This window comes from Gryllotalpicola koreensis, assembly GCF_039538185.1.
Lineage (GTDB): Bacteria > Actinomycetota > Actinomycetes > Actinomycetales > Microbacteriaceae > Gryllotalpicola > Gryllotalpicola koreensis.
Map to the genome: position 1 here is coordinate 524,553 of NZ_BAABBW010000004.1, position 25,491 is coordinate 550,043.

General features: G+C 67.9%; 24 protein-coding genes and 3 tRNA genes. 9 read left to right on the forward strand and 18 right to left on the reverse strand.

The features are described from left to right. Positions 1-4 precede the first annotated feature (4 nt). Both ABD708_RS14250 and ABD708_RS14255 read right to left on the reverse strand, forming a co-directional pair. Positions 5-1,534, reverse strand: coding sequence for a PH domain-containing protein (locus ABD708_RS14250; protein ID WP_344755570.1), 1,530 nt, complete (start codon positions 1,532-1,534; stop codon positions 5-7). Beyond that, positions 1,531-2,016, reverse strand: a complete 486-nt coding sequence (locus ABD708_RS14255) for a PH domain-containing protein (RefSeq protein WP_344755572.1) — start codon at positions 2,014-2,016, stop codon at positions 1,531-1,533. The genes ABD708_RS14250 and ABD708_RS14255 overlap by 4 nt, the downstream gene beginning before the upstream one ends. 123 nt (positions 2,017-2,139) lie before the next feature. On the opposite strand from ABD708_RS14255, the gene ABD708_RS14260 reads away from it, so the two are divergent. Further along, a complete protein-coding gene (locus ABD708_RS14260) occupies positions 2,140-2,745 on the forward strand; it encodes a biotin transporter BioY (protein ID WP_344755574.1) in 606 nt (201 codons plus the stop codon). A 158-nt stretch (positions 2,746-2,903) separates the two neighbouring features. Here ABD708_RS14260 and ABD708_RS14265 read toward each other — a convergent pair whose 3' ends face one another. The 8 genes from ABD708_RS14265 to tilS form a co-directional block, all read right to left on the reverse strand. Continuing rightward, complete coding sequence (locus ABD708_RS14265) at positions 2,904-3,404, reverse strand: DUF3180 domain-containing protein (RefSeq protein WP_344755576.1); 501 nt, start codon at positions 3,402-3,404, stop codon at positions 2,904-2,906. Further along, positions 3,401-3,946, reverse strand: coding sequence for a 2-amino-4-hydroxy-6-hydroxymethyldihydropteridine diphosphokinase (folK, locus tag ABD708_RS14270; RefSeq protein WP_344755578.1), 546 nt, complete (start codon positions 3,944-3,946; stop codon positions 3,401-3,403). Before folK ends, ABD708_RS14265 begins: the two co-directional genes overlap by 4 nt. Continuing rightward, a complete protein-coding gene (gene folB / locus ABD708_RS14275) occupies positions 3,943-4,344 on the reverse strand; it encodes a dihydroneopterin aldolase (RefSeq protein WP_344755580.1) in 402 nt (133 codons plus the stop codon). The genes folK and folB overlap by 4 nt, the downstream gene beginning before the upstream one ends. Then, positions 4,341-5,141, reverse strand: a complete 801-nt coding sequence (gene folP / locus ABD708_RS14280; RefSeq protein WP_344755582.1) for a dihydropteroate synthase — start codon at positions 5,139-5,141, stop codon at positions 4,341-4,343. Before folP ends, folB begins: the two co-directional genes overlap by 4 nt. Next, complete coding sequence (folE, locus tag ABD708_RS14285; protein WP_344755584.1) at positions 5,138-5,710, reverse strand: GTP cyclohydrolase I FolE; 573 nt, start codon at positions 5,708-5,710, stop codon at positions 5,138-5,140. The genes folP and folE overlap by 4 nt, the downstream gene beginning before the upstream one ends. 10 nt (positions 5,711-5,720) lie before the next feature. Then, complete coding sequence (gene ftsH, locus ABD708_RS14290; RefSeq protein WP_344755586.1) at positions 5,721-7,724, reverse strand: ATP-dependent zinc metalloprotease FtsH; 2,004 nt, start codon at positions 7,722-7,724, stop codon at positions 5,721-5,723. Positions 7,725-7,808: 84 nt separating this feature from the next. Then, the gene (hpt, locus tag ABD708_RS14295) at positions 7,809-8,360 is read right to left on the reverse strand and encodes a hypoxanthine phosphoribosyltransferase (protein ID WP_344755588.1); all 552 of its coding nucleotides are present in this window, start codon (positions 8,358-8,360) and stop codon (positions 7,809-7,811) included. Between the two features lie 92 nt (positions 8,361-8,452). Then, positions 8,453-9,457 carry a tRNA lysidine(34) synthetase TilS gene (gene tilS / locus ABD708_RS14300; RefSeq protein ID WP_344755590.1) on the reverse strand — a complete coding sequence of 335 codons (1,005 nt, stop codon included), beginning with the start codon at positions 9,455-9,457 and terminating at the stop codon, positions 8,453-8,455. 17 nt (positions 9,458-9,474) lie between these two features. On the opposite strand from tilS, the gene ppa reads away from it, so the two are divergent. After that, positions 9,475-9,969, forward strand: coding sequence for an inorganic diphosphatase (ppa, locus tag ABD708_RS14305; protein WP_344755592.1), 495 nt, complete (start codon positions 9,475-9,477; stop codon positions 9,967-9,969). A gap of 84 nt (positions 9,970-10,053) precedes the next feature. On the opposite strand, the gene ABD708_RS14310 is transcribed toward ppa, so the two are convergent. Both ABD708_RS14310 and ABD708_RS14315 read right to left on the reverse strand, forming a co-directional pair. After that, entirely contained in the window at positions 10,054-11,400 is a 1,347-nt protein-coding gene (locus ABD708_RS14310; RefSeq protein WP_344755594.1) for a C40 family peptidase, read from the reverse strand. Continuing rightward, entirely contained in the window at positions 11,397-12,707 is a 1,311-nt protein-coding gene (locus tag ABD708_RS14315) for a peptidoglycan DD-metalloendopeptidase family protein (RefSeq protein WP_344755596.1), read from the reverse strand. The genes ABD708_RS14310 and ABD708_RS14315 overlap by 4 nt, the downstream gene beginning before the upstream one ends. 169 nt (positions 12,708-12,876) lie before the next feature. Here ABD708_RS14315 and ABD708_RS14320 point away from each other — a divergent pair. From ABD708_RS14320 to ABD708_RS14330, 3 genes are all read left to right on the forward strand, one after another. After that, positions 12,877-12,949 (forward strand) — tRNA-Glu (locus ABD708_RS14320). A 26-nt stretch (positions 12,950-12,975) separates the two neighbouring features. Next, positions 12,976-13,049, forward strand: a tRNA-Asp gene (locus ABD708_RS14325). Positions 13,050-13,132: 83 nt separating this feature from the next. Continuing rightward, positions 13,133-13,208: transfer RNA gene (locus ABD708_RS14330), tRNA-Phe, on the forward strand. A 1-nt stretch (position 13,209) separates the two neighbouring features. Here ABD708_RS14330 and ABD708_RS14335 read toward each other — a convergent pair. After that, entirely contained in the window at positions 13,210-14,385 is a 1,176-nt protein-coding gene (locus tag ABD708_RS14335) for a tyrosine-type recombinase/integrase (RefSeq protein ID WP_344755598.1), read from the reverse strand. 59 nt (positions 14,386-14,444) lie between these two features. Next, positions 14,445-14,642, reverse strand: coding sequence for a helix-turn-helix transcriptional regulator (locus ABD708_RS14340; protein ID WP_344755600.1), 198 nt, complete (start codon positions 14,640-14,642; stop codon positions 14,445-14,447). Between the two features lie 143 nt (positions 14,643-14,785). Between ABD708_RS14340 and ABD708_RS14345 the strand changes: the two genes are divergently transcribed. Genes ABD708_RS14345 through ABD708_RS14355 form a run of 3 tightly spaced genes read left to right on the forward strand, consistent with a single transcriptional unit; the run spans position 14,786 to position 17,296 of the window. After that, a complete protein-coding gene (locus ABD708_RS14345; RefSeq protein ID WP_344755602.1) occupies positions 14,786-15,496 on the forward strand; it encodes a hypothetical protein in 711 nt (236 codons plus the stop codon). A 46-nt stretch (positions 15,497-15,542) separates the two neighbouring features. Then, positions 15,543-16,724, forward strand: coding sequence for an AAA family ATPase (locus ABD708_RS14350; protein WP_344755604.1), 1,182 nt, complete (start codon positions 15,543-15,545; stop codon positions 16,722-16,724). A gap of 17 nt (positions 16,725-16,741) precedes the next feature. Beyond that, positions 16,742-17,296 (forward strand): DUF4276 family protein, encoded by a 555-nt coding sequence (locus ABD708_RS14355; RefSeq protein WP_344755649.1) that lies wholly within the window; start codon positions 16,742-16,744, stop codon positions 17,294-17,296. Between the two features lie 24 nt (positions 17,297-17,320). Here ABD708_RS14355 and ABD708_RS14360 read toward each other — a convergent pair whose 3' ends face one another. The 4 genes from ABD708_RS14360 to ABD708_RS14375 form a co-directional block, all read right to left on the reverse strand. Continuing rightward, positions 17,321-18,487, reverse strand: a complete 1,167-nt coding sequence (locus ABD708_RS14360) for an HNH endonuclease family protein (protein WP_344755606.1) — start codon at positions 18,485-18,487, stop codon at positions 17,321-17,323. Then, positions 18,484-19,602, reverse strand: coding sequence for an adenine-specific methyltransferase EcoRI family protein (locus ABD708_RS14365; protein ID WP_344755608.1), 1,119 nt, complete (start codon positions 19,600-19,602; stop codon positions 18,484-18,486). Before ABD708_RS14365 ends, ABD708_RS14360 begins: the two co-directional genes overlap by 4 nt. A 3-nt stretch (positions 19,603-19,605) precedes the next feature. Continuing rightward, positions 19,606-20,676, reverse strand: a complete 1,071-nt coding sequence (locus ABD708_RS14370; RefSeq protein WP_344755610.1) for a restriction endonuclease — start codon at positions 20,674-20,676, stop codon at positions 19,606-19,608. A gap of 632 nt (positions 20,677-21,308) precedes the next feature. Then, positions 21,309-21,848: a uracil-DNA glycosylase family protein gene (locus tag ABD708_RS14375; protein ID WP_344755612.1), complete on the reverse strand. Its 540-nt coding sequence runs from the start codon at positions 21,846-21,848 to the stop codon at positions 21,309-21,311. Between the two features lie 199 nt (positions 21,849-22,047). Here ABD708_RS14375 and mobF point away from each other — a divergent pair, with 199 nt between their 5' ends. Then, the gene (gene mobF / locus ABD708_RS14380) at positions 22,048-25,488 is read left to right on the forward strand and encodes a MobF family relaxase (RefSeq protein ID WP_344755614.1); all 3,441 of its coding nucleotides are present in this window, start codon (positions 22,048-22,050) and stop codon (positions 25,486-25,488) included. The last annotated feature ends 3 nt before the right edge of the window (positions 25,489-25,491 follow it).

Consider the following 25,491-nt stretch of genomic DNA (forward strand, 5'->3'; position numbering starts at 1 on the left):
GCCCCTAACTCCTCGCGTCGCGACTCGCCAACATTACGGCACTGCGCGCGAGCTGGTCGTACAGCTCGACCCCGGCGGCGGTGCCGATGACGGAGAGCCGCGGGCGGATCCGCACGTCGACGACGTGCACCGCGAGCCGCACCAGGCCCAGCATCCGCCTGATCGGCCCCTGCTTGATCGCCACGCTCTGCACGCGCGCGAGCGGCACGAAGGCGAGGGTGCGGTGAATGACGCCCGCACGCAGCGCGAGCGTGTCGCCGACGTACGCATAGCCGACGCGCCGCCACGAGAACGGGTGCAGCCACGCCGCCGCGCGGGGCGGCTGCGAGAACAGGCGGGCGGTGCGCGAATACCTCGCGGTCGCGTCGACGAGGGCGAGCAGGGCGGTGCGATCGGATGCCGGCAGCAGCAGCGGCAGCACCCGGCCGACGTCCTCGAGCGAGCCCACGGGAAGCACGGTCGACGCGTTCTCGGCCTGGCCGCGTTGACGGGCTCGGCCGGCGCGGGCGATGCGGATCGCCCACCAGCCGAACGGCCGCCACAGGAGCGGCTGCACGACCTCGACGGCGTGGATGCGGCCCGTGGGGATCGTCTCGCTGCTCGTCGAGAGCAGCCCGTAGCCGACGCGCACGCCGTCGGAGCTGCCCGAGATCGTGTAGCGGGCGAGTCGGCTGAAGCGGCGCGAGTAGCCGGTGAACATGCCGAAGACCGACGGGATGACCGCGACCAGCAGGAAATAGTTGCCGCGCGCCACCTCGACCACGAGCCACACGACGATCGCGATGAGCACGATCGTGAACGGGCTGAGGATCAGGGAGCCGATGAGCCGACCCGGGTGCACCTTGACGATGGAGGCGGGTGCGAAGTCGGGGTGCAGGTCGGCCGGTGCGACGAATTCCTCGGCGCGGGAGCGGACGAGGTACTCCGCTCCCGCCCCGGCTGCTCCCGCTGATCGAATAGCCGGCGAAGCCGGCGTATCGAGACCACTCGCAGCAGAGCCGACGTGAGCCGCCCGTTTCGACCCGGCGAGTCCGAGGATCTCCCGCCGCAGCTCCTCCGCCGCGCTCGAGGCGAGGTACTGCAGGTTGAGGTTCGCGTCATGCCCCGCCACCACGATCTCGAGTCGTGCGGCGCCGAACACGCGGGCGAACAGCGTGCGGTGCACGTTCACGCCTTGAATCCGATCAAGCCGCGCCTGCCGGTTCTGCCGGTTCAGCACGCCGGACTTGAGCTCGACCGCATCCCCTGTCACGCGGAACTGCATCATCTGCCACGTCACGCGGTACCAGACGATGATCACGGCGATCAGCACGAGCACTCCGAGCAGCGCCCAGAGCACCCAGCCGTGCTGCACGATCGCGTCGATCGGGTCGCCCTCCCTGGTGCGATCCGGCACGCGCGCGACCCAGTCGATGAGTCGCTCACGCAGGTTGGCGAACACGATCGCGGCGATCGCGACCAGCACGGCTCCGCCGCGCAGCAGCGGCGTGGCCGGGTGCATGCGGTGCCACTGGCCGTCGGCGAGCGGATTCATAGCCCGGCGCGCCTGGTCTCCGCCAGCGCGATCAGCCGGTCGCGCAGCTCATCGGCCGATTCGGCCGGCAGCCCGGGGATCGCGACGTTGCTCGACGCGCTCGCGGTCACGAACCGCAGGTCGGAGAGGCCGAGGGCGCGGCTGATCGGCCCGCGCGTGACGTCGATGAGCTGCATGCGGCCGTAGGGCACCGCGACGAAGCGCAGCCAGGCGATGCCGCGGCGCACGACGAGGTCGTCCTCGCGCATGCGGTAGCCGATCGCGCGGGCGCGCCGCGGCGCGAACACGAGCTGCGCCGCGTAGCCGATCGCCCATGCCGCGACGAGCAGCCAGCCCCACCACGCCCAATCGCCGAGGTACCAGACGAAGGCCACCACGGCCGCCGAGATCACGGCCGCGACGAGCGAGCCGACGATCACGATCCAGACGTACTTGGGCGAGACGCGTTGCCAGTCCCCGTCGATGTCGAGCCGCTGTGCCACGAGTGTCATCGTACGGCCCAGCCCCGACAGCACGACGGCTCATGGGATTCCGCCAACGAACCCACCGGTTCGATGTAGACCCGGCCCAAGCATCCGCTCTCTCCCCGCCCTATCGTGGACTGCATGACGATCGCCTCCGCTTCGCTCAACCGCCCCGTGCTCGCTGACGCGCTCGTGCGTCGCGGCGCCCTCGCCAACACGCTGCTCGTCGTGGGCGGCGCCGGGTTCACCGCGCTGTTCGCACAGCTGCAGATCCCGCTGTGGCCCGTGCCCATCACCGGACAGACGCTCGCCGTCGTGCTCGTCGGCGCCACCCTCGGAATGTGGCGCGGCGCCGCGTCGATGGCGCTCTATCTCGCCGCCGGGCTCGCCGGCGCCCCGATCTTCGCCGGCGCCGCGCACGGCCTCGGCGCCGGCGTGCTGCCGAGCTTCGGATTCGCGATCGGATTCCTGCCCGCCGCGGCCCTCGTCGGCTGGCTGTCCGAGCGCCGCTGGGACCGCCACCCGCTGCTCTCGATCGCCGGTTTCGGCCTGGCCTCGGCCGTGCCGTTCCTCTTCGGCCTGCCGTGGCTCGCGGCGGTTCTCGCACACTACGGCCTGCCGCACGACGTCGTCACCGTGCTGAACGCGGGCTTCACGCCATTCATCGTCGGCGGCCTGGTGAAGTGGGCGATTGCCGCCGCCGCGCTGCCCCTGGCCTGGAGGCTACTCAGCTCCCTGCGCAAGTAGCGCCCTCGCACCCCGCGCCCGGTCGTCACAAAATCACGCTCTGCCGCCGCGTAGCGTGCATTCGTGACGACCGGACGTGCTCGCCTCACCCTGGTCGTCACGAATGCACGCCGGCACGCGCGATTCCGCGCTTTCGTGACGACCGGGGAAGGGCCGGCTCACGCGTGCGAGTGCGTCGCTCCCGGCTCGGGGCCCCGATCCTCCTCGCGATCCGAGTCGGGGTCGTCGGGCGGCAGGGTGCAGAACCACTCCGCGAGCAGGCCGCCCGTGAGCAGCAGCGCGCCGCCCAGCACGGCCGAGATGGTCAGCACGATGCTCGAGGTGTCGGCCAGCACGGTACGGGTCAGCATGAACAGCAGCAGTCCGAGCGGGAGCCCGGCGAGGAGCGCCCCCAGAATCGAGCACGCCTTCGCGAGCACCGCGGTGCGCGCGGCGCGGAACGGGTCGATGCGCAGCGTCGTCTTCCCCCTGATCGCGCGCCGGATCGGCCAGGCGAGCGCCACCACGATCACGGCGATCACCGCGAGCGTCACGCTGAGCGTCACGGGCGGCACGAAGAGCGCTCGACCGGATGCCGCGAGCGCGGCATCCGTCAGCAGTCCCACCACCGTGCCGATCAGCCCGATGATGACGAGCGTCGTGGGGTGCGTGCGCTTCACAGAGACACCCCCTCGGCGGGCACGGTGTCATCGCCGAGCGCCGCGAGCAGCGCGTCGACACGGCCCGCGCCCGGCAGCACCGCCTCTTCATCGACCGCCAGCCACGGCGCGAGCACGAAGGCGCGCTCGGCGGCGCGCGGGTGCGGCAGTGTGAGTGCCGGGTCCGCCAAGACCTCCCCGTCGAAGTCGACGATATCGATGTCGAGGGTGCGGTCGCCCCAGCGCTCGGCGCGCACGCGGCCGTGCTCGGCCTCGATGCGGTGAGCTTCGGCGAGCAGCTCGTGCGGGTCGAGCAGCGTGTCGACGAGCACGACGGCGTTCAGATAGCGCGGCGCGCTCGGGTCGACACCGGCTGGCTTGACGGCGACGGATTCCACCACGGGCGACACCGCGCGCACCTCGACCCCCGGCGTCGAGCGCAGAGCCCCGACGGCGTCGCGCAGCAGCTCGCCGCGATCGCCGAGGTTGCTGCCGAGGGCGAGCACCGCGGGCTGCAGGCGGCTGGGCGCGTCGAGGCGGCCGCGATCGGGAATCCGCATCATGCGTCCCACCCGTTCTCGAACCGCGACGCCCATTCCCGATCCCGCTCCACCGTCACGGCGACGTCGCCGAACGGCACGGGAATCGGCGCGTCCGGCTTGTGCACGGTCGCGCGCACGCGCTCGACCGCGGCGAACCCGAGCGCCACGCGCGCGACCCGCTCGGCGACCGTCTCGATCAGATCGACGGGGTCGGATGCCACAGCATGATGCACGGCCTCGGCGAGCTCGCCGTAGTGCACCGTCGCCGCGAGCTCATCGCCGCGGGCCGCCGGCGCGAGGTCGAGCCACACCGTCACGTCGATGACGAAGGTCTGCCCGTTCTCGCGCTCGAAGTCGAAGACGCCGTGGTTCGCGCGCACGGCGAGCCCCGTGAGCGTGATGGAGTCGGCAGAAGTCATCGCGAACCACTTTTCCATGCCTCGACGACATCGAGCGCGAGGCGCGTGGAGGCGACGTCATGCACCCGCACGCCCCACACCCCCGCCCGCGCGGCGAGGGCACTGATGACGGCCGTCGGCAGATCGCGGTCGCCGGTCGGCGCCCCCTCGGGCAGCAGCGCGCCGAGGAACCGCTTCCGGCTGGCGCCGATCAGCACGGGGAATCCGAGCTCCTCGAGCAGATCGAGACGCGCCAGGATCCGCCAGTTGTGCTCGTGGTTCTTCGCGAATCCGAGCCCGGGGTCGATGACCAGCCGGGAACCGTGGATGCCGGCGTCGAGCGCGCGCTCCAGCTGCGCGCGCAGCTCGTCGCGCACGTCGACCGCGGCATCCGTGTAGTGCGCCAGCGCGTTCATGTTCGCACTGTGCCCGCGCCAGTGGCTGAGCATGAAGCCGCACTCCAGCTCGGCCGCGACGCCGAGCATGTCGGGGTCGGCCTGCCCGCCCGAGACGTCGTTGATCCAGCTCGCACCCGCCTCGACCACGGCCCGGGCGGTCGCGGCGTTCATCGTGTCGATGGAGGTGCGGATGCCTCGCGCGGTCAGCTCCCGGATCACGGGCAGCACCCGCCCCAGCTCCTCCTCGACCGGCACGCGCGGCGCCCCGGGGCGCGTCGACTCTCCGCCGACGTCGATGAAGTCCGCCCCCTGGGCGGTCATCGTCGCGGCGTGCTCGATCGCGGCGTCCGGCGAGGTCCACCTGCCGCCGTCGCTGAACGAGTCGGGCGTGACATTGAGCACGCCCATGATGACGGTCACGCGGCCGTACCGATCAGCGTGATGACCTCTGCCCGCCGCACGGGGTCGTCGAGCACCCCGCGGCTCGCGACGGTCACGGTCGTCGAGTGCACCTGGCGCGCGCCGCGCGTCGTCACGCACTGGTGCTGGGCGTCGAGCACCACGACGACGCCGCGTGGCTCGAGCGCCTCCATCAGAGCATCCGCGATCTGCTCGGTCAGCCGCTCCTGCAACTGCGGCCGCGCAGCGAGGACATCGACGAGTCGAGGCAGCCGCCCCAGCCCGACGACCTTCTCGGCCGGCAGGTATGCGAGGTGCGCGCGGCCGAGGAACGGCAGCAGGTGATGCTCGCACACCGAGCGGAACTCGAGGTCGCGCACGATGACGAGCTCGGGCTCGACGTCGCCGACCGGAATGGTGTCGCGCAGCGGCTCGAGCGGGTCGGCACCCACTCCTGCGAAGAACTCCTCGTAGGCATCCGCCACCCTGGCCGGTGTCTCGCGCAGGCCGGGGCGCGCGGTGTCCTCGCCGATCGCCGCGAGCAACTCGGCCACGGCCGCCTCGACGCGCGCGCGGTCGACGCCGGTCACGCCCGACGCCTTACGCGGTCGCGGGGCGCGGGTTGGTGCTCGGGCTGCGACGCGGGCGCGAGCTTCCGCTGTCGATTCCGCCGTCGGTCACACCCGGGTCGATCGGGGCCTTCGGTGCGGGCATCTCGATCGGGGGGATGTTCGGCAGCGGCCGGTTCGGGCTGGAGACCCATTGCGGGCGCTCGGGCAGCTTCTTGATGTCGGCGAAGATCTCGGCGATCTGGTTGTGGTCGAGCGTCTCCTTCTCGAGCAGCTCACCGGCCAGCCGGTCGAGGATCTCGCGGTTCGCGTTGAGGACCTCGTATGCCTCGTCGTGCGCCTTCTCGATGAGGGCGCGCACCTCGGCATCCACCTTCTCCGCGATGTTCTCGGAGTAGTCGCGCTGGTGCCCCATGTCGCGACCGAGGAACATCTCGCCGGATGACTGGCCGAGCTTGACCGAGCCGATGTCGGCGCTCATGCCGTAGTCGGTGACCATCTGGCGGGCGATGCCCGTGGCCTTCTCGATGTCGTTCGCGGCACCCGAGGTCGGGTCGTGGAAGACGATCTCCTCGGCGACGCGGCCGCCCATCGCGTAGGCGAGCTGGTCGAGCAGCTCCTCGCGGGTGACCGAGTACTTGTCCTCGAGGGGCATCACCATCGTGTAGCCGAGGGCGCGGCCGCGCGGCAGGATCGTGATCTTGGTGACGGGGTCGGTGTGGCGCATCGCGGCGGCGGCGAGGGCGTGACCGCCCTCGTGGTAGGCCGTGATGAGCTTCTCCTTGTCCTTCATCACGCGGGTGCGGCGCTGCGGCCCGGCGACGACACGGTCGATGGCCTCGTCGAGGGCGCGGTTGTCGATCAGCTGGGCGTTGGAGCGCGCGGTGAGCAGCGCGGCCTCGTTCAGCACGTTGGCGAGGTCGGCGCCGGTGAAGCCCGGCGTCTTGCGGGCGACGACCTCGAGGTCGACGGACTTCGCGAGCGGCTTGCCGCGGCCGTGCACCTCGAGGATCTTCTGGCGGCCCTTGAGGTCGGGCGCGTCGACGCCGATCTGACGGTCGAAGCGGCCAGGACGGAGAAGAGCGGGGTCGAGGATGTCGGGGCGGTTGGTCGCCGCGATCAGGATGACGTTCGTCTTGACGTCGAATCCGTCCATCTCCACGAGCAGCTGGTTCAGGGTCTGCTCGCGCTCGTCGTGGCCACCGCCGAGGCCGGCGCCGCGGTGACGGCCGACCGCGTCGATCTCGTCGACGAAGATGATCGACGGCGCGTTCTGCTTGGCCTGGTCGAACAGGTCGCGCACGCGGCTCGCGCCGACGCCGACGAACATCTCGACGAAGTCGGAACCGGAGATGGAGTAGAACGGCACGCCCGCCTCACCCGCGACGGCGCGGGCCAGCAGGGTCTTACCCGTTCCCGGAGGGCCGTACAGTAGCACGCCCTTCGGGATGCGGGCGCCGACGGCCTGGAACTTGGCCGGCTCCTTGAGGAAGTCCTTGATCTCCTGCAGCTCCTCGATGGCCTCGTCGGCGCCGGCGACGTCGTCGAAGGTGACCTTCGGGCTCTCCTTCGAGACGAGCTTGGCGCGGCTCTTGCCGAACTGCATGACCTTGTTGCCGCCGCCCTGCATGCCCGCGAGCATGAACCAGAACAGCGCGCCGATGGCGAGCACCGGAATCAGGAATCCGAGCACCGAGCCCCAGATGCTGGGCTGCGGCACCTTGTCGTCGAAGCCCTTGGAGAGGTCGGCGTTGTCGACCGCCTTCACGACGTCGGCACCGCGCTGGTTCACGTAATAGAACTGCACATGGTCGCCGTTGTCGCCGTCAGGCGAATTGAGCACGAGGTCGACACGCTGGTTGCCATCGATGATCTGCGCCGACTGGACCTTGCCGTCGGCGAGCAGCTCAAGGCCCTTCTGCGTGGTGATCTCCTTGAAACCGGACATGGTGAAGACACTCATGCCGATCCACACGATGATTCCCGCGAGGACGATATAGGGGATCGGCCCACGGAAGAGCTTCTTGAGATTCATGGTGATAAGAGGTTACGCCCTGGGATCTGGGCGGGACCTCTCTGTTCGCCGCAGGCGAGCTATGGCTTGGCCTGGGCGGCGCGCCTACGAGTACACGTGCGGCGCGAGCACGGCGACGCCGCGCACGTTGCGGTAGCGCTCGGCGTAGTCGAGGCCGTAGCCGACGACGAAGTCGTTGGGGATGTCGAAGCCGACGTACTTCGCGTCGATGTCGACCTTCAAGGCATCCGGCTTGCGCAGCAGCGCGCACACCTCGAGCGACGCGGGGTTCCGCGACTGCAGGTTGCGCCGCAGCCAGTCGAGCGTCAGCCCCGAGTCGATGATGTCCTCGACGATGAGCACGTTGCGGCCCGACAGGTCGACGTCGAGGTCTTTCACGATGCGCACCACGCCGCTCGAGTGGGTGCTCTTCCCGTAGGACGACACCGCCATGAAGTCGATCTCCACATGCCGCTCGAGCTCGCGGGCGAGGTCGGCCATGACCATCACGGCGCCCTTCAGCACGGCGACGAGCAGCAGATCGCGGCCCTCGTAATCCGCCTCGATCTTCCGGGCGATCTCCGCGAGCCGGGCGGTGATCTGCTCTTCGGTCAGCAGCACCGTGTCGAGGTCGGAGGAGATGTCTTCAGGCAGCATGCGAAAAGCGTAAGCGGTGCGCCAGGTCGTCGATAAATCACGGAGAGGCGCGAATTCACGCGCGTGTGTGACGACCGGGGCGAACGGATGCCTCAGCCCGCGGCGCGGAGCACGAGCAGGCCGCCCTCGCGCGCGGCCGTGCAGCCCGGCAGGTCGATCGGCTGCTGCCCGTGCCAGTCGGTGACGAGCCGCAGCGCCGCCTGCACGTGCACCCGCTCGAGCGCGACGCCGAACTCGGACTGCGCGACGTACCGCACGATCCGGCCCCGCAGGGCGGGCGGGTTCGCGGCGAGCGCCGACACCGAGATCGCGATGCCGGCCTCGACGTGCTCCACGATGTCCTCGATGGTCTCGTCGATCATCTGCTGGAACGCCTCGCTGTCCTCGCGCAGTTGCTCAGCAGTGCGAGCGAGTGCCTCGGCGACGCCCGGCCCGAGTTCCCGCTCCAGCACGGGCAGCACCCGCTCGCGCACGCGCACGCGCGCATAAGAAGGGTCGACGTTGTGGGGGTCGTCCCACGGCTCGAGGCGGGAGTCCGCGCAGAACGCACGGGTGGTCGAGCGACGGACGCCGAGCAGAGGCCGCCGGTACAGACCCGACTCCGCGGCCATGCCCTGCAGGCTCCCGGCCCCCGAGCCGCGCGCGAGCCCGAGCAGCACCGTCTCGGCCTGGTCGTCGAGGGTGTGTGCGAGCAGCACGGCGGACGCGTGGAGATCGGATGCCGCACGCCGAAGCGCCTCGTAGCGCGCCGCTCGTGCCGCCCCCTCCGGCCCCGCCGGACTCTCGGTGTCGACGGCCACGCGCACGACGGTCACCGGGTCGAGGCCGAGCTCACGTGCCTGCTCCGCCGCGCGGGCGGCGACCTCGGCGGAATGCTCCTGCAGTCCGTGATCGACGATGACCGCCCCGGCGCGCAACCCGGCACGCGGCGCCTCGAACGCGGTGGCCGCGGCGAGCGCGAGCGAGTCGGCTCCCCCGCTCAGCGCGACGAGGACCAAGGCATCCGTCGCCTCACCCAGTGCCGCTCTGACCGCCCGCCGCACGTCCGCGATGGCGGGCGTGAGCCGCGGCCGGCGGTCTTCGGGGTCAAGGGGCACTGACTAAAGTTAGCCGCATGACCAACAGCTACGACGCCGTCATCGAGATCCCGCGCGGCAGCCGCAACAAGTACGAGGTCGACCACGAGACCGGTCGCGTCTACCTCGACCGCGTGCTCTACACGAACTTCACCTACCCGACCGACTACGGCTTCTTCGAGAACACCCTCGGCGAGGACGGCGACCCGCTCGACGTGCTCGTGCTGCTCGACTACCCGCTGTTCCCCGGCGTCGGGGTCACGGTGCGCCCGGTCGGCGTGCTGCACATGAGCGACGAGGCCGGCGGCGACGACAAGGTCATCGCGGTCCAGTACAAGGACCCGCGCTGGACGTGGATCCAGGACGTCGACGACATCCCCGAGTACACGAAGAAGGAGATCCAGCACTTCTTCGAGCACTACAAGGACCTGGAGCCCGGCAAGTGGGTCAAGGTCGACGAGTGGGGCTCGGCCGCCGACGCAGAGCGCCTGATCGAAGAGGCCATCGAGCGGCTCAAGACGTCGGCTCACTAGCCCCGATTTCACAACTTCCCCGAGGGGTGCGTTTCGGCGCACTCCTCGCGGCGTTAACCGCCCGAACTGAACCTTCGGGTGGGTTCAGTGCCCGATCGACGGGCGCGCCACGACGTTCAGGGGCGAGCCCCAGACCGACTGGATCTTGACGTTCTCGCCGACCTGCGGAGCAGCGATCATCATGCCGCCGCCGATGTAGATGCCGACGTGGTACACGTCGTTCGGCGGGGTGCCCCAGAAGATCAGGTCGCCCGGCTGCGCGTTGCTGCGCGCGACGAGCTGGCCGTGCGCGGCCGCGTACTGGTACTGCCAGGTCGAGCCATGGCCGCCGATGTAGACGCCTGCCGCGGCGTAGGCCTGCATGGTGAGCCCCGAGCAGTCGTAGCCGGCCGGGCCCGAGCCGTTGATGATGTAGGGCTTGCCGACCTGCGCCCGCGCGTAGTTGATCGCGGTCTGGACGATGGACGCCGAGGGCGGCGCCGTCGTCACCGGCGGCGCCGAGCCGCCTGACGGATTCGACCCACCCGACGAGTTCGACGAGCCCGATCCCGAGTTCTGGTTCTGATGCTGCGCCGCGGCGGCCTGCTGCTCGCGCTGACGCTGCGCTGCGGCGGCTTGGGCGGCCGCCGCCGCGGCCTCTGCCTTCGCGGCAGCGATCGCCTGCTGCCCGGCCACGTACTTCGCGGCCACCGCGTTGGAGGTGTTCTGCAGCGAGGCGAGCTGCGCGGTGAGCTCCGACTGCTTCTGCTGCTGAGCGGTCACGGCGGCCTTGGCCGCGTCCGCGGCGTCATTGGCGGCCTGCAGGGCCTCCTGTGCGGCATCCGCCGCCTTCTGCCTCGCGTCCTGCGCAGCCGAGGCCTGCGCGGCGAGCGACTGCGCCGTGTTGCGGTCGGCGACCGCCTGGTCGTAGACGCGCTTCGACTGCTCGGTGAGCTGGCTCATCGTTCCGAGCTGGTACAGCAGCTTGTCGGCGGCGCCCGCGTTGCCGCCCTGCAGCAGGATTCCGATCGAGCCGTCGGTCCCCGCCGTGCGCATCAGGTGGGAGGCGAGCAGCCCCGCGCGCACGGTCGAGGTCTCGGCGGTCTTCTGCGCGGCATCCGCCTGCGCCTTCAAGCTCTTGGCCTTGTCGGTGGCGTCATCGAGCTGCGTCAGCGCCTGGTTGTAGGCCTCGACCGCCTGCTCGGACTTGATGCCCGCGCTCGTCGCCTGCTCCTGCAGCTGGCCGACGAGGGAGTTGATGCGGTCGACCATCGCCTTCTGCGCCTGCACGTTCGCCTTGGCCTGCTGCACGTCGTTCCACGTGGGGTAGTCGGCGGCGAGCGCGGCGGAGGGGTGCGCGACGATGCCGACCGACGCGGTCAGCACCCCCATCGCTGCGGCGGTGATGGTGATGGCCGGGCGCCGGAAGCTCGCGCCGTCGTGTTCGTTCACAGTGTTGCTCCGTGGCTCGCCATCCAGGGGACGGGGTTGATCTGCACGCCGTTCTGGCGCACCTCGAAGTGCAGGTGGCACCCGGTCGAGTTGCCAGTCGAGCCCACGTGCCCGATGACTTGCCCTGCACTCACATGCTGACCGGCCCCGACGACAATGCCGCCGTTGATGTTGTGGCCGTATGCGGTTCCGATGCCGCCGCCGTTGTCGAGCAGGATGAAGTTGCCGTAGCCGCCGTACCACCCCGCGTAGACGACCGTGCCGGCGTGTGCCGCGCGGATCGGCGTGCCGCAGGTCGCGCCGATGTCGTCGCCCTCGTGGTAGGTCGTGCAGCCGGCGCAGGGGGCGGGGCGTGCTCCGAACGGCGAGGTGATCGGCCCGCTCACCGGCACCGACCAGCCCTGGGCGCCGACCGCGCCCGCTGCGGCGGCTGCGGCACGTGCAGCGGCTGCCGCCGCCGCAGCGGCGCGGGCACGAGCTTCGGCGGCACGCACCTCGACGCCGTGCTGATAGCTGGCGACCGTCTTGTTCGTCTTGTCCTTCAGCGCTGCGAGCATCGTGTTCAGCTCGTCGCTGTGCGCCTGTTCGTCAGACACGGCCTTCTGCGCGGCGGCCGACGCCTGCTGCGCGGCGACCAGCGCGGCCTGCGCCTGTTGCTGCAACCGGGTGCGCTCATCAAGCGCGGACTTCGCCTGATCGGATGCCGCCTTGGCGGTGTTCTTCGCCTGCTGCGCCTGACCCCAGAGGTTCGAGGTCGACTCCGTGAGCTTCGTCATCGTGCCGAGATCGTCGAGCAGCGCCGTCGGGTCGGTTCCGCTGTCTTTCGTGCTCGAGAACAGCAGCGACACCGTCATGTTGTGGCCCCCCGAGCGGTACAGCTGCGCGGCGACCCGGCCGGCGCGCGTGCTCGCCGTGTCGGCGTCGGCGGAGAGCTTGTCGGACTGCGCCTTCAGCCCCTGGTACTTCTGATCGGCGGCGAAGAGGGCGTCCTGCGCATCGGCGAGCTTCTGACCGGCCGCCGTCGCCGCGGCCTGCGCCTGCTTCGACCGCGTCTGCAGCGTCTTGATCAGGGCGGTCACCTGGTTGACCTTGGCCTGTGCGGATGCCTGGTTCGCCTTCGCCGCCTGCACATCGCCCCACGTCGGGTACTGATCGGCCCAGGCCGGTGCAGGTCCGGCGATGCTCGCCGTGATGGCGAGCGCGAGGGATGCCACGAGCACGCCTGCCGCCCACAGGGCGCGCCTCGGCGCGGCCCTCAGCGAGCCTCGCGAGGGGGCGCTCGATGGCGTCGTCAGCCGCATCGCCATGCGTCTCCTTCGAGGTCGGGGGCGAGCATGTCGCCTCGAACGTAACCTCGGCGCAGGCATCCGTCGCAGCTAACACGCCCGGGTGTCGCGAACCGGCCGCACCGATTTGTCCAGCCGTGCAGGCTCACGTATGCTTGGTCCTCGGTAGTCATGCGGGAAACCGCGCGACGGCCCCATCGTTTAGTGGCCTAGGACGCCGCCCTTTCACGGCGGTAGCACGGGTTCGAATCCCGTTGGGGTCACAATGACGACCGAAAACAAAACACATGGCCCTGTAGCGCAGTTGGTTAGCGTGCCGCCCTGTCACGGCGGAGGTCGCGGGTTCAAGTCCCGTCAGGGTCGCGGAAGCGACAAAGCCCTATCGAGAGGTAGGGCTTTTCTTCCAGAGGCGGGTGCTGCGTCTTTGAACGACACGGCCCCGCTTCGGCTCTGTAGCTCAGTTGGTAGAGCGCACGACTGAAAATCGTGAGGTCACGGGATCGACGCCCGTCGGAGCCACCACCTAAAGTTGCGGCGGATCAGGCTTCTTTCTGGATCGCGCGGCGTTCGATTCTTCTGATCGATTGAGTTGTGCCATTTTTGTGCCATTAATTCGGGCGCGACCGGGCTTCTTCGCGTCGCCGAAGGCAGTATCGAGCACGCTGCCGGCACGCTGGGCAACTCCTTCGCGAGCACGGGAGTAGCGCTCCGTGACCTGCAGGCTTGAATGCCCGAGGGTTGCCTGCACATCGGGCGCGCTCGCCCCTGCGTCGAAGAGGATCGTGGCGAAGGTGTGCCGCAGATCATGGATACGCAGATCGGGCCGACCTATAGTCACCCGGAGCTTGTCCCAGTTGACCGCTCGGCGCAGGTTGTGGTTCGTGAGCCGTCCACCGTCGGGGCCGGCAAACAGCAAGTCGTCCGGCTGCTTACCGCGGGCGGCGTCCTTGGCATAAGGACGCAACGCTTGGGTGAGCGGTACCTCGCGCTCCTTGTGGCTCTTCGGACTCTGCTCGACCAACTCGCCGTGAGCGCCGGGACTGAGAGACCGGCTGACGTGGATCACGCCTCGGGAGAAGTCGACGTCACTGACCCGGAGTGCCGTGACCTCACCTGTGCGCATCCCTGTGAAGCACAGCGCAGCAGCGAAACGGCGGTAAACACCCTCAGGGACCAGCTCGAGGAGCAACTTCACCTGGGCCACGGTGAGAGCGCGGGAGGTCGGCGAGATGGACTCGCGCATGGACGGACGTCGGACCTCGCGGGCCGGGTTGTAGTCGATGATGCGACCACGGCGAGCCGCGTCGAGGAGGCGGGAAAGGATCGCGAGCGCATCGTTCTTCGCCGAAGCTCCGCCCGGCCACTCCACCATCGCCGACTCGACCATCGGAGAGGTGATCTCATCCAGACGGCGCTTGCCGAGGCTGGGCTTTACCCTCAGCCGCCAGCCGACGTCGTAACAGCGCGCGGTGGCCGGGCGTACGGAGGACTCAATCGCGGGCCAGTACTTCCCGTGCCATTGCTCCAGGGTCATCGAACCGTTCGGGTTGCGTCCTGCGACCAAGCGGGCTAATTCGCGTTTGGCCTCGCTCAGGGTCTCGAAGGTCGCGGTGCGCTCGGTCGCGCCGTCGACGCTCTGGCTGACGAAACGGATCTGATATCGCTGCCGATCCTGCCTCCAGCGGATACCTTCGGGCAAGCGACGACCCGTACGCGGGTCGATTCTCCCTGGCGCGTTTTTGCCTGGCCGCCCCGCCATCAGAGCCGCGTCCCGCCGCGGGCAAGCAGCTCGTCGATTGTGTCGACCCGCCACAGCAGGTGCTTACCCATCTGCGCGTCCGGCTCCGGGATGAAGCCGTCTCGTCGCAGCTTGTCGAAAGTGGAGACCGGAACACGGCAGCGCTCGGCTGCTTCCGCGCGATTCAAGTACTCGATCCGCCATGCGGCCTCGACCATGCCGCACTCCTCCCAGCCCGGTCCGCTGCTTCATCTGCGCCCGCAACGAGACAGCAGATACCTGCAACCATCTGAGAATAGACATATGCTGCGTCTTCTAGCAACTATCTGAGGTAAACGCTCAGGAACGTTAGACTCGGCGCGTGCCCAACCCCTCCCCGCGTCCTGGCAACCAGACTTATGACGGGCTGCTCGTCCAAGACGATCTTCCCGAGGGCTGGCATCTGCCCCATCGCTTCCCCGGCGAGCGGGAGGACGACGCAAGCAACCAGATCGATGCAATCCTCGGCTACAACGACCAAGCCGACCCCGAGGAACAACATCGATCACAGGCGACATCCGACGAGAACGAGACGGTCGACGGTCGCTGGCGCTACATCGAACACACCGAGACGCACACCCGCGTGATGATCCGCCTCCAGCGGCAAATGTTCGCCGTACCGGAGGAGGTGCGCATCACCGGCGTCATCTACCTGCCATGGCGACCGGGGGACCCGATCACCAGCCAGCTCCTGCGTGAGCTGCCCACCGCCCGCATCGAGGCGGCGATCAACAAGCGCCTGTTCGCTATGAAACGAACCGAAACGATCACCGGCGGCAAAATCCTCCTACCCTCCGGCCGGAAGGTCTCCGAGCGCGATCTGCTCAAGCCGCTCGGTGATCCGAAGAAGACACCCGACTTCTACGAACTGGTCGCCCTCCAGCACGGCCGGCTGACGCAGCAGGGCGACAAGAACCCGAGCGCGACGATGGCGCAGATCAACGGCGTCGCGCTATCCACGGCACAAGGCTGGGTCACCAAGGCCCGCGACCGCGGGCTGCTGCCGCCGGGGCGGCGCGGGCGGGCTGGGTAGGCTCGGTCTACCGACTTTCGTGATCGTCTCAAACAAAAGGAGAACCGTGGACACCGCAGACACCTCGAGGACGGTGTCTCGCGTCGTCCTCAAGAACTTCAGAAGCATTGAGTCATGCGACGTCCGGCTCGGGGCGATGACACTCTTGGTCGGCCCCAACGGCTCCGGCAAGTCGAACTTCCTCGACGCCCTGAAACTTACCCGCGATGCACTCCGCACCAACTTGGAGAACGCGATCCGCGAACGTGGCGGCGTCGATGATGTCAGGCGCAGAAGCACCGGCCACCCAACACACTTCGGCCTTCGTTTCGACATCAACATAGAGGGAGGCCACGCGGAGTACGCGTATCAGGTGGCCGCCCGATCCGGTTTCACCTTCGAGGTCCAGAAAGAGGTCTGCCGCGTCTTTGAGGACGGTAAGACCGTCACATCGTTCACTGTGGAGGATGGCGTTCTCACGTCGCCAAGCCATGATCTACGTTCGGTGCGCCTCGCCAAAGATGCGCTCGCACTGCCGCTGGTAGGCGCTTATCCGGCGTTTGCGCCTGTGGCGTCTGCGCTCGCAGACATGGGCTTCTACAACTTCAACCCAGACCGCGCCCGCGACTTGCAGGACCCAGACACTGGCGACGTGCTAGCTGGCGACGGCAGGAATCTGGCATCGGTCATCCGTCGACTCGCCGCGTCCCACTCGGATGTGATGACTCGCGTCGTCGACTACCTCGGCACAGTCGTCCCCGGAATCAGGTCCGTCTCCGCACGCGCATACGGGCCCAAAGAGACGGTCGAGTTTCGCCAAGAGGTCGTAGGCGGCCAGAACCCCTGGAAGTTCGACGCCGCAAGCGTTTCGGACGGAACCCTGCGAGCGCTTTGCGTGCTCGTCGCCGCTTTCCAGGAAGGAACATCGCTGGTCGGGATTGAGGAGCCTGAAACCGCTGTCCATCCCGGAGCCGCACGCCGGGTCATGGACGCGCTGCTTGAAGCCTCGGAACGACGGCAGATGATTTTCACGACGCATAGCCCCGACCTTCTGGATCACCCCGATATCGACATCGACTCAGTGATCGCTGTTCAGGCAGAGCGAGGCACAAGCCAGTTCGGTCGCGTTGACCAGGCCACTCGCGACGCCGTCCGCAACAACTTGTACACACCCGGCGACCTCCTGCGTTTGGAGCAGATCAAGCCGGATATTTTTGCCCCAACATCGACGCGGGTGAGGCTGTTCTAGTGCGCCTCGGGACGATCGTGGAGGGCCACGGTGATTCACTCGCACTCCCAACTCTGATCACGCGCGTAGCGAGGGAACGATTCCAACGCACAGATGTAGTCATGCCCAAGACCCCCATGCGTATTACGCGAAGTCGATTCAGCGCAAACTTCGATGACTACTCCAAAGCTCTTCAGCTCCTGGCACCTCAGTGCGACGGAATCCTCGTTGTGCTTGACAGCGACGACGACGACCCAGCAACGCTCCGGAGCAGCTTAGAGTCGCGAGCTCAACAGTTAGTCGGCCATGTGCCGGTTCGCGTCGCACCGGCGGTACGCGAATACGAAGCATGGCTCATAGCCTCTATTCCCGAAATGGCAGGGCAACTCACTCTCCCAGCCGACGCAACATACAGCGGGAGTGCTGAATCAGTTAGAGGGGCGAAGGGCGCTTTCAAAAAGCTGACCACCAACCGCGTGTACTCGGAGACTGTCGACCAGAAGAAGTTCACGGCGATTCTGGATATCACGGCAACGGAGTCCCGGTCACCGTCGTTTGCCCAGTTCATCCAGTTACTCGGGGAGTTGCTCTAGCCCTCGAGCGATCCTGTTCCTGGTCTACCTGTTGCCCTTGGCGCGGTTGTGCGGGACGCAGAGCATCTCGCAGTTGTCGAGGTCGGTGGCGCCGCCCTTCGACCAGGCGGCGACGTGGTCGGCGTCCATCTCGGTTGGCTTGTAGATGCGGGTCTTGTTCGCATTCTCGCCGACCGCGCACAGCGGGCAGTTCGACGTGCCCGCCGCGGTCGCGGCGTCGGTCTGGCGCTTGTACGCGAGCGCCTTCGTCTTGTCGTCGAAGAGCCGCACCTCCAGCAACTCGGGGTGCTGCTCGCCGCCGAGCAGGTACTCGTAAATGCCCTTGCGGTTGTTCACGAATGGATCGCCCATGAGTCGCTTCACCCCGGCGTCGATCTTCGCCGGGTCGTAGGCGGTAGTGTGGAAGGTCTCGTAGAGCCGACCCCAGTCGAGGCCGCGCATCTCCTTCTCGGGCGAGGCGGTGAAGACGCTGTCGATCCAGTCGATGACGGTCGTGAAGTACGTCTTCAGCTCGGTGACGGCGGCGTCCTGCCGATGCTTCGCCATGTAGGCGTCGATCTCGGTGCCCTGCGACTCGGCCACCCAGTCGAGGGCGACGGCGAGGATCTCCTGCCGCTTCGGGTCGCCCTTCACATACGCCGACCACTTCTGCAGGTTCGCGTTCTGCGAGTTGCTGTACTCGGCCTTCGCCTTCGTCACGAACGGCCCGGAGTAGATGGCGTTGAGCAGCTCCTGCGCGTTGAGCGGCACCCCGGCGATGTTGATCGTCCGGAACCACTCCTTGATCTCCTTCTCCGTCCCGGTGCAGACGTAGACCAGCAGCTCGCTGTCCATGATCTTGTCGCGCTCCTCGGCTGGCAGCGACGAGAACGTCTGCTCCTTGCCGTCCTGCTGGATCGCGAACTTGCCGGTGACGAACCGCCCGACGCTCGTGATGCGCTGCTGGCCGTCGAGCACTTCGAGACTCGTCCCGGCATCGTTGAAGTAGATCAGACCGAGCGGGTAGCCCTTGAGCAGCGAGTCGATGACGGCGACGTCCTTCTTGCCGTCGTTGTAGATGTAGTTCCGCTGGAACTCCGGCTGGATGACGAGCTTCCCCGCCAGGCCGAACAGACCCTTACCCTCGAACTCGTTGTAGACGAAGCCGTCCACGATCTCGCGAACGGTGTAGTGCCGCAGCTCCGCCTTCATGCAGATGCCTTTCGTCGGATGAAGATGCGCTGGTACACCGCTTCGCCGCCAACGTAGGGCCGATGGTGTCCTTGCTTGAACGGAACCTTGAGCTCTGGCAGAACTTGCCCGTAGGCGCTCATCCCGACAATGTCGAACTGGTCGGGATTGTACCGATCAAGAAAGCTGATGGGCACGCCCATCACGCCGGCGTAGTCGCTCGGTATCGCGTCGACGAACCCAACGTCGACCGCGTCGAAGTTGTCATACCGGCGGTACCCAATGCCCTTCACTTCCTTATGGCGGCTGAACTTGGTGTTGTCGGCCTGGCTCATTGACTGGAGCGGCTCGTGCCGACGGCCGTGCTCGATGTTCGTGAACCAGCAAGAGTTGCCCAGTCGCGTGTAGTCGTACTCGCCGTTGCTCGGATAGCCGAGTCGCTCCGCCTTTTGCCGGTCTGCATCCTTGATCTCAGTGCCCTTCGGCACCGCAAACACCATGTCCGTGTTGTTCCCCGTCGCGCCCTTCCACAGACGGTTCTCCCGAATCAGAGGGAACACCTCACGGTAGGTAACCGCGTTGCTGCTTCCAATTACGGACAGTTGCTTGCTGCCATCGACGACCCACTGAACGAACTCACGGAACAGACTGAATGGCGGATTGGTGATCACGATGTCTGCCTCATCCCGGAGGGCAGTAACTTCCGCACTTCGGAAGTCGCCGTCGCCTGCCAGGTATGACCACTGCAGATCATCGATATTGACAAGCCCGTCACCAGAGACGTCCGTTGAATCGAGCACAAACATCCGCCCGTTCGCGTGCGTCTTCGTTGGATCGAAAGCCGGATCATTCAGCTCGAAGAGGGTCGGCTCGTAACTGAACGTCGCAGGGTTTGAGTCTGGCGCGAACGAGGTCGAGATCAGCTTCTTCAGCCCGAAGTCCATGAAGTGCAGGGCGAAGAACTTCGTGAAGTTCGACCACTCAGGGTCATCGCACGGCAGCAGGATCACCTTGTCGCGGAACACGTCCGGGTCATACTCCAGGTAGGCGTTCATCTCCCGCTCGATGTCTGCCCATTGGGTGTAGAACTCGTCATAACTCGACCATCGGGCAGAGTTGAGATTCTCGTTCGCCATCGCTCAGCCCTCGGCTTCGTCGATGAGCCAGACCCGCTTGAGCGGGATCTTCGCCCTGATGTCATCCGGCAGAACTTCGTAGTGCTTGAGCAGGCGGCGGAGCACTTCCTCGGTATCCCACACGGCGACCTTGAGTTGCTGGGCGGCGACTTTCTCTCGGGCGTCCTTCGTCAGGTCGCTGAGGGTGACGAGCAGGCCGTGGTCGGCGTTGTGCTGACTGACGACGCCGCCGAGCTGATCGAGCACCTGCGAGCCGATCGCTCCGGCCTGCGCCTTCACCTGCACGATGATCGTCGGCGCCGAGATTCCGAGCACGCCCGAGCCGGCGATGATGTCGATGCCACCGTCTTTGCCCTTCGGCGGCACCTTGCAGGTCATCCCCTCGGCTTCGAGCAGGGCGGCGACGAGCCCCTGGAATCCGTAGCCGTCAAACTGTTCCCGGATACGGCTGCGAATCCGGTCGCGGGAGAACTGCTCGATGTCCTGCCCATCGTTGGCGATCGCATCGTCCGTGTCGACGACGTCCTCGCTCGCCTTCGGCACCGTCAGCGGGACTCCGGCACGCGCGCCCGGATCGGTCTCAGCACCAGTCAGCACCTTGCCGAGCCGATAGGCGGCGTCGTTCCGGCTGATCTGGACGACGGTGCTGAACGCGCCGAGCGAGTACAGCAGATCCTGGTTGATCGCTGCGCGAGCGACATCGGGGCGCTTCCAGTCGACCTCACGGACGTGGTTGAGGATGTTTGCGCCCAGGAGGTACTCGTAGTCGCCGGTCACGATGCCGAAGGCCAGGCGGCTCTGCTGTTTGAGCGGCAACACGACGATGTCACCGATTGCGATCCGGTTCGCGAAGGCGTTGAGCTGCGCGGCGTAGTTGCCGATCGCCTTCTCCGACTTGCCAGGCATGGCCGGGGTCAGGAGCGCGCGCATCGCCGGGAGGTCCGTCGCGGGGCTTAGGTCGCCGACCTCCGAGAAGTCGACCGCGGTGTAGCCGTTGTCGAGCATCCACTGGTCGTAGGCCCAGTTCTTCGACCCGCGCACCAGCCAGGCTCTCGGCTCCGTCGTCCCGCTCATGCCTTCTATCCTGCCGGGCAGCACGGACATTCGCCGCGGGCGCGCCCGGTACTGTGGCAGAGCCGTCGATGGTCACTCGTTCCAACGGTCGCGCTCAGGGTGGAGCTCGCGGCGTGCGCGCCGGCGGTTGCGGCGACGCTCGGCGCGCAGTTCGTACCCGCCGTGGCGCATCCAGCAGGAGCAGACGGCGTGACCGTCGTAGCGCCACTCCCAGTGGCAATGACCGCGGCGGTGAGACCATGCCTCATCGGTGAAAGGGTCAGGCAGATCGCACACGCCATCGGTGTGATCGTGGACTTCCGTGCAACCGATATCGCCACGGGCGACACGAACGCGAAGCGGAACATGGGCGTCGGTATGAGACACAGCGGGCCTCCGAGGGTGCTCAGCGCCCCGGCCCGCTACCCCTCGACGAAGGACGAACCGGGGCTGTTTCTGGAGCCCCTCACGCGGTCGTGTCCTCATGCCCCATGGTCGCACGCGCCGCCGACATCGATGACGCCGCCCGCGGCGAGAGCGTGCCGGACCGCCCCCGTCGGCGCAAGCGGGGTCGTGGATCGCGGATCGGCCCGAGGATGTTGCGCCGCCCGGCGCAGTCCGGCTGAGGGCAGGGAGCGGCAGGAGCGTTGATGCTATCCGAGCAGCGGCGGGAGCTGCGCCATCACCGATGCCACCCGATCCCGGGCGTCGAACGGACCGGGCATCCGGAACACGGCCGCACCCCAGTCGGTCCGGTGACGCTGCACGCCCGGCGCGCCTTCAGCGCCGAGTAGCGCCCTCACCGGATGGCGGAACACGCAGATGACAAGCGGGACCTCGCAAGCCGCGAGCTTGTCGCGAAGCGCCCGACGACCCTGCTCGATCTCGATCGCACTGACCCCGCCTTCACCCTTTGTCGGTCGCTTGACGATGTCGGTGAAGCCGATACCGGCTGCAAGCGCGGACTCCTCGAAGGCGTGCCCGACGGGACGGGCGAACACCCCGGCCTCGACGAGGCGGCTGAGCTGTCGTTGCCCGGTCTGGCCCTGGTAGTAGTGCCCCGCGGCGACGCTGACCGGCGCCGGGTTGAGGCCGACGATCATGGCACGAGGATGCTCCGGCCACAGGTCGGCGAGCGTCAGCACCGGGTCGCCCATCCAGTCCGCGATGCACTGGTAGCCGATCAGGGTCACGCTCTCAGGCTACTGATCCCTTATGACGATGCTCGAAGACCCTTCCCCAGAGACTACGAACAATCCCCTCCCAAGAACGCTCTAATCAACTACAAGAGCCCCTCCCTACAAGACCCCCATCACTCTCCGCCATCACCACCAAGAGACAGCAAACTCCCTGCAGGAATGGACGTATGCTACCTTCGATAGTTGCAGATACATGACTTACTGGGGTGGGCTGATGCATGGCGGCGTGATTCTGTTCCGGGGCTCCGGCACGGACGCGCGCCGTTACCTCGAGTCAGACCGCTCGCAGGCCGACGACTACTACTTGGAGGGTGGGACCGCGCTCGCGGAGTTCTCCGCTGTCGACGGAGAAGGCCGGGTGGTCGGCGAAGTCGGATTGACCCCGGACGAGTACGCGCAGTGGGTGGATTGGGTGAACCCGCTGACCGGCGAGTCGATGGGGACCCCACGTCTGCCAGGTAAAGGTCGTCGAGGGAGCCCCCGGTTCGCGGAGATGGTCGTGAACGTGCCGAAGTCGCTGTCAATCGCTGCCGCGCTGCACCCAGAGGTCTCTGAGGCATTGGACGCGGCGCAGCGCGACACGGTGGCAGTGATTCGTTCCTGGCTCGGCCAGCACTCGGTGACGCGGGTCGGGCCGCGCGGGAAACAAGAGGTCGTGCCTGTCGAGCAGTTGGAGACCGTGGCCGTCTCGCACAAGACCTCACGCGCCGGGGACCCGCACCGGCATATTCACTTCCAGGTCGGCACCCGGGTCTGGGCGGCCGGCGCATGGCGGGGTCTGGACACGGCGGCGCTGTTCAAGCAACAGGGCGCGATCCGTACGCTCGGCACCGCGGCCCTGGCCGCGCACCCGCAGCTCGCCGCGGTGCTGGACGCGCACGGTCTCACCCTCGATCCGGTGACCGGGGAGGTTGCGGAGTTGCAACCGTTCAACCCGGTCATGTCGAAGCGCGCCGCGCAGGTGGCCCGCAACCTCGCCATGTTCGAGACGCAATGGGAGCAGGCCCATCCAGGTGAGGAGCCGGGGCCGGTGGTGCGCGCCCGGTTGCAGGCAAAGGCGTGGGACCACGAGCGACCGAGCAAGAAGCCGTCGCAGCTTGGCAGCGAGGCCGGGTGGTTGCGGGAGCTGGAGGACGCCGGCTACACCCCGAACCTCGCCCGCGTGGCCGTGCACGCGCTGGGCTCGCTGGAGGACCTGTCGGTGCAGCAGCTCGCCTCCCGCGCATTGGACCGTTGCGCAGCGGGCGCGTCGACGTGGACACTGCACGACATTCACGAGAAGGTCACCTGCCTTGCGACCGAGGCCGGTGTGCGCGCAACACCTGCGGAGTTGCGGGAGTTCGTGCGCATCACCACGAAGCTCGCGGCCGATGACTGTCTCTCGGTGCTGCCGCCAGGCACACCGGCACCGGAGCATGTGGCGCATCTGACCTCGCTGCACGTCGCCGCGGTCGAGACCGAGCTGCGCGACCGCCTCCAACACCTCGCGGATGCTTCAACCGGTACGGCAACACCGGCGGAGCGGGGTCCCGGTCTGGACGATGAGCAGGCGGAGGCGGCCGCCGCGGTCGCGTCGACCTCAGCCCTCGTGGTGGTCGAGGGTGCGGCTGGTGCGGGCAAGACGACCATGCTCGGCATGGCGATCCGGACGGCCGAGCGCGAGGGCCGGCCGGTGCGGGTGGTGACGCCGACGAAGAAGGCCGCCGACGTCGCCGCACAAGAGTTGGGCGTGCCGACCGGCTCTGTCGCCGCGCTCGTGCATGCCCACGGATACCGCTGGAATGCGGATGGCGTGTGGGCCCGGCTCGTGCCCGGCGAGGCCGACCCCGAGACTGGGACGACCTACGACGGTCCGTCCCGGGAGGCACGCCTCACCCGTGGTGAGCGGATCGTGGTGGATGAGGCGGGCATGCTCGACCAGGACACCGCCCTCGCCCTTCTGACCGTAGTCGAGGAATCCGGGGCGACGCTTGCGCTGGTCGGGGACCGTGCCCAGCTTGCCGCGGTCGGCCGAGGCGGGGTCCTCGACATCGCCGCAAGCCTCACCCCTGGTCGGGTGGAGATGACCGGGGTGCACCGCTTCACCGATCCCGAGTACGCGGCCCTCAGCCTCGAGCTGCGCGAGGCGCGCAACCCGGCCCTGATCTTCGATCGCCTCCAGACTCTTGGGCTGATCCGACTCCACGACGACGAGGAAGCCCTGCGGGACGCGGTCGCAGGGCAGTACCGGGATGGAGCCGCGGTCACGGCCGCGACGAACGACGAAACGCGGGAGCTCAACGAGCGCATCCGCGCCCAGTTCGTCCTCGACGGTGTCGTCGATGACGCCCGGACGACGTTCGGTAGCGACGGGTTGCCGATCGGGGCCGGGGACCTCATTCAGACTCGCCGTAACGACGCCGAGTTCGGTGTGACCAATCGGCAGACCTTCACCGTGCAGCACGTCGGCGAGGACGGCGCCCTCTGGGTCGCACCCATCGACGGTCGTAAGCACCACAACACGGTGCGGCTGCCAGCCGAGTACGTGGCCGAGCACACCCACCTCGCCTACGCCGCCACCGGCTATGGAGTCCAGGGCGTCACCGCACCATGCTCGCACACGGTCCTGTCCGAGGCGGTGGACGCCGCCGGTGTGTATGTCGGTTTGACCCGCGGCAAGGAGGCCAACGCCCTCCACTTCGTCGCGGCCGACGCCGACGATGCCCGCGAGCAGTTCACCAATGCGTTGACCCGGGACCGTGCCGACCGTGGTCTGGAGAAGGCCACACAGCAGGCCGCCGCAGCGGTGGCCGGGCTCACTGGCAGCGGCCCGGTGCGGTTCGTGAACGTCGAGCGTGCCCGGCTGACGCAGTTCATCGAGCAGGCCGAGCAGCATGCGCTGGCATTGGAGTGCGCGCTGTCTGAGCTGAGCCGTTTGGGCCAGGAGCAGCATGCCGAGGCGGAGTCGCGGCAATCAATCGTCGCGGCAGCGGAAGCCCAGGCCGAGAAGATTCGAGCAGAGATCGTCGCGCCGCTGATCCGCGAGGCAGCGGATGACGGGGCAGCGTTCCTGGCTGCGCGGGAGCTGATGTGGGCGGCATCCGAGACCCGGCGCAATTCCCGCGGGCTCCGGGGGCGGTCTGCTGCACGCGCTCTCGCTCGGGCGAGTGAGGAAGCGCAGAACGTGGAGCAGTCCGTACGACAGCGCTGGGGTGAACTCCCGCAGACGCGGCACGGAGTTCCGGTCTGGGCGCAGAACGTCGCGCACCAGGCGGCCGAAACCGACCCCACGGTGGTCGACGCTCGCGAACAGCTCGCCGAAGCCCGAGCCGCTCGGCAGGACCTTGCGACTCGGCAGGTGCGCGAGCGTGCGGCACTCCGGCGTCAACTCCTCGGAGACCGCGCCCCGAGCGCCGTCGAGGCGACGGTGCTGCGGTTGCGTCAGCAGTCCGAGGCTGCTCGAACCGATCTTGCCCGCATCGAGGCCCTACCGATGGACGAGGCAGTCGAGTTCATCCAGGCTCGCACCGAGCAGGAACAGGCCCTCCGAGAAGCTGCCAAGCAGGCTCGTGCCGAGCGACAGGCCCGCGCCGCGGCCGCGCTGGAGCCGCCGAGGCAGAGTCCCGGCGCACCGGACCGCGGGCTCGAGCGCTGAGAG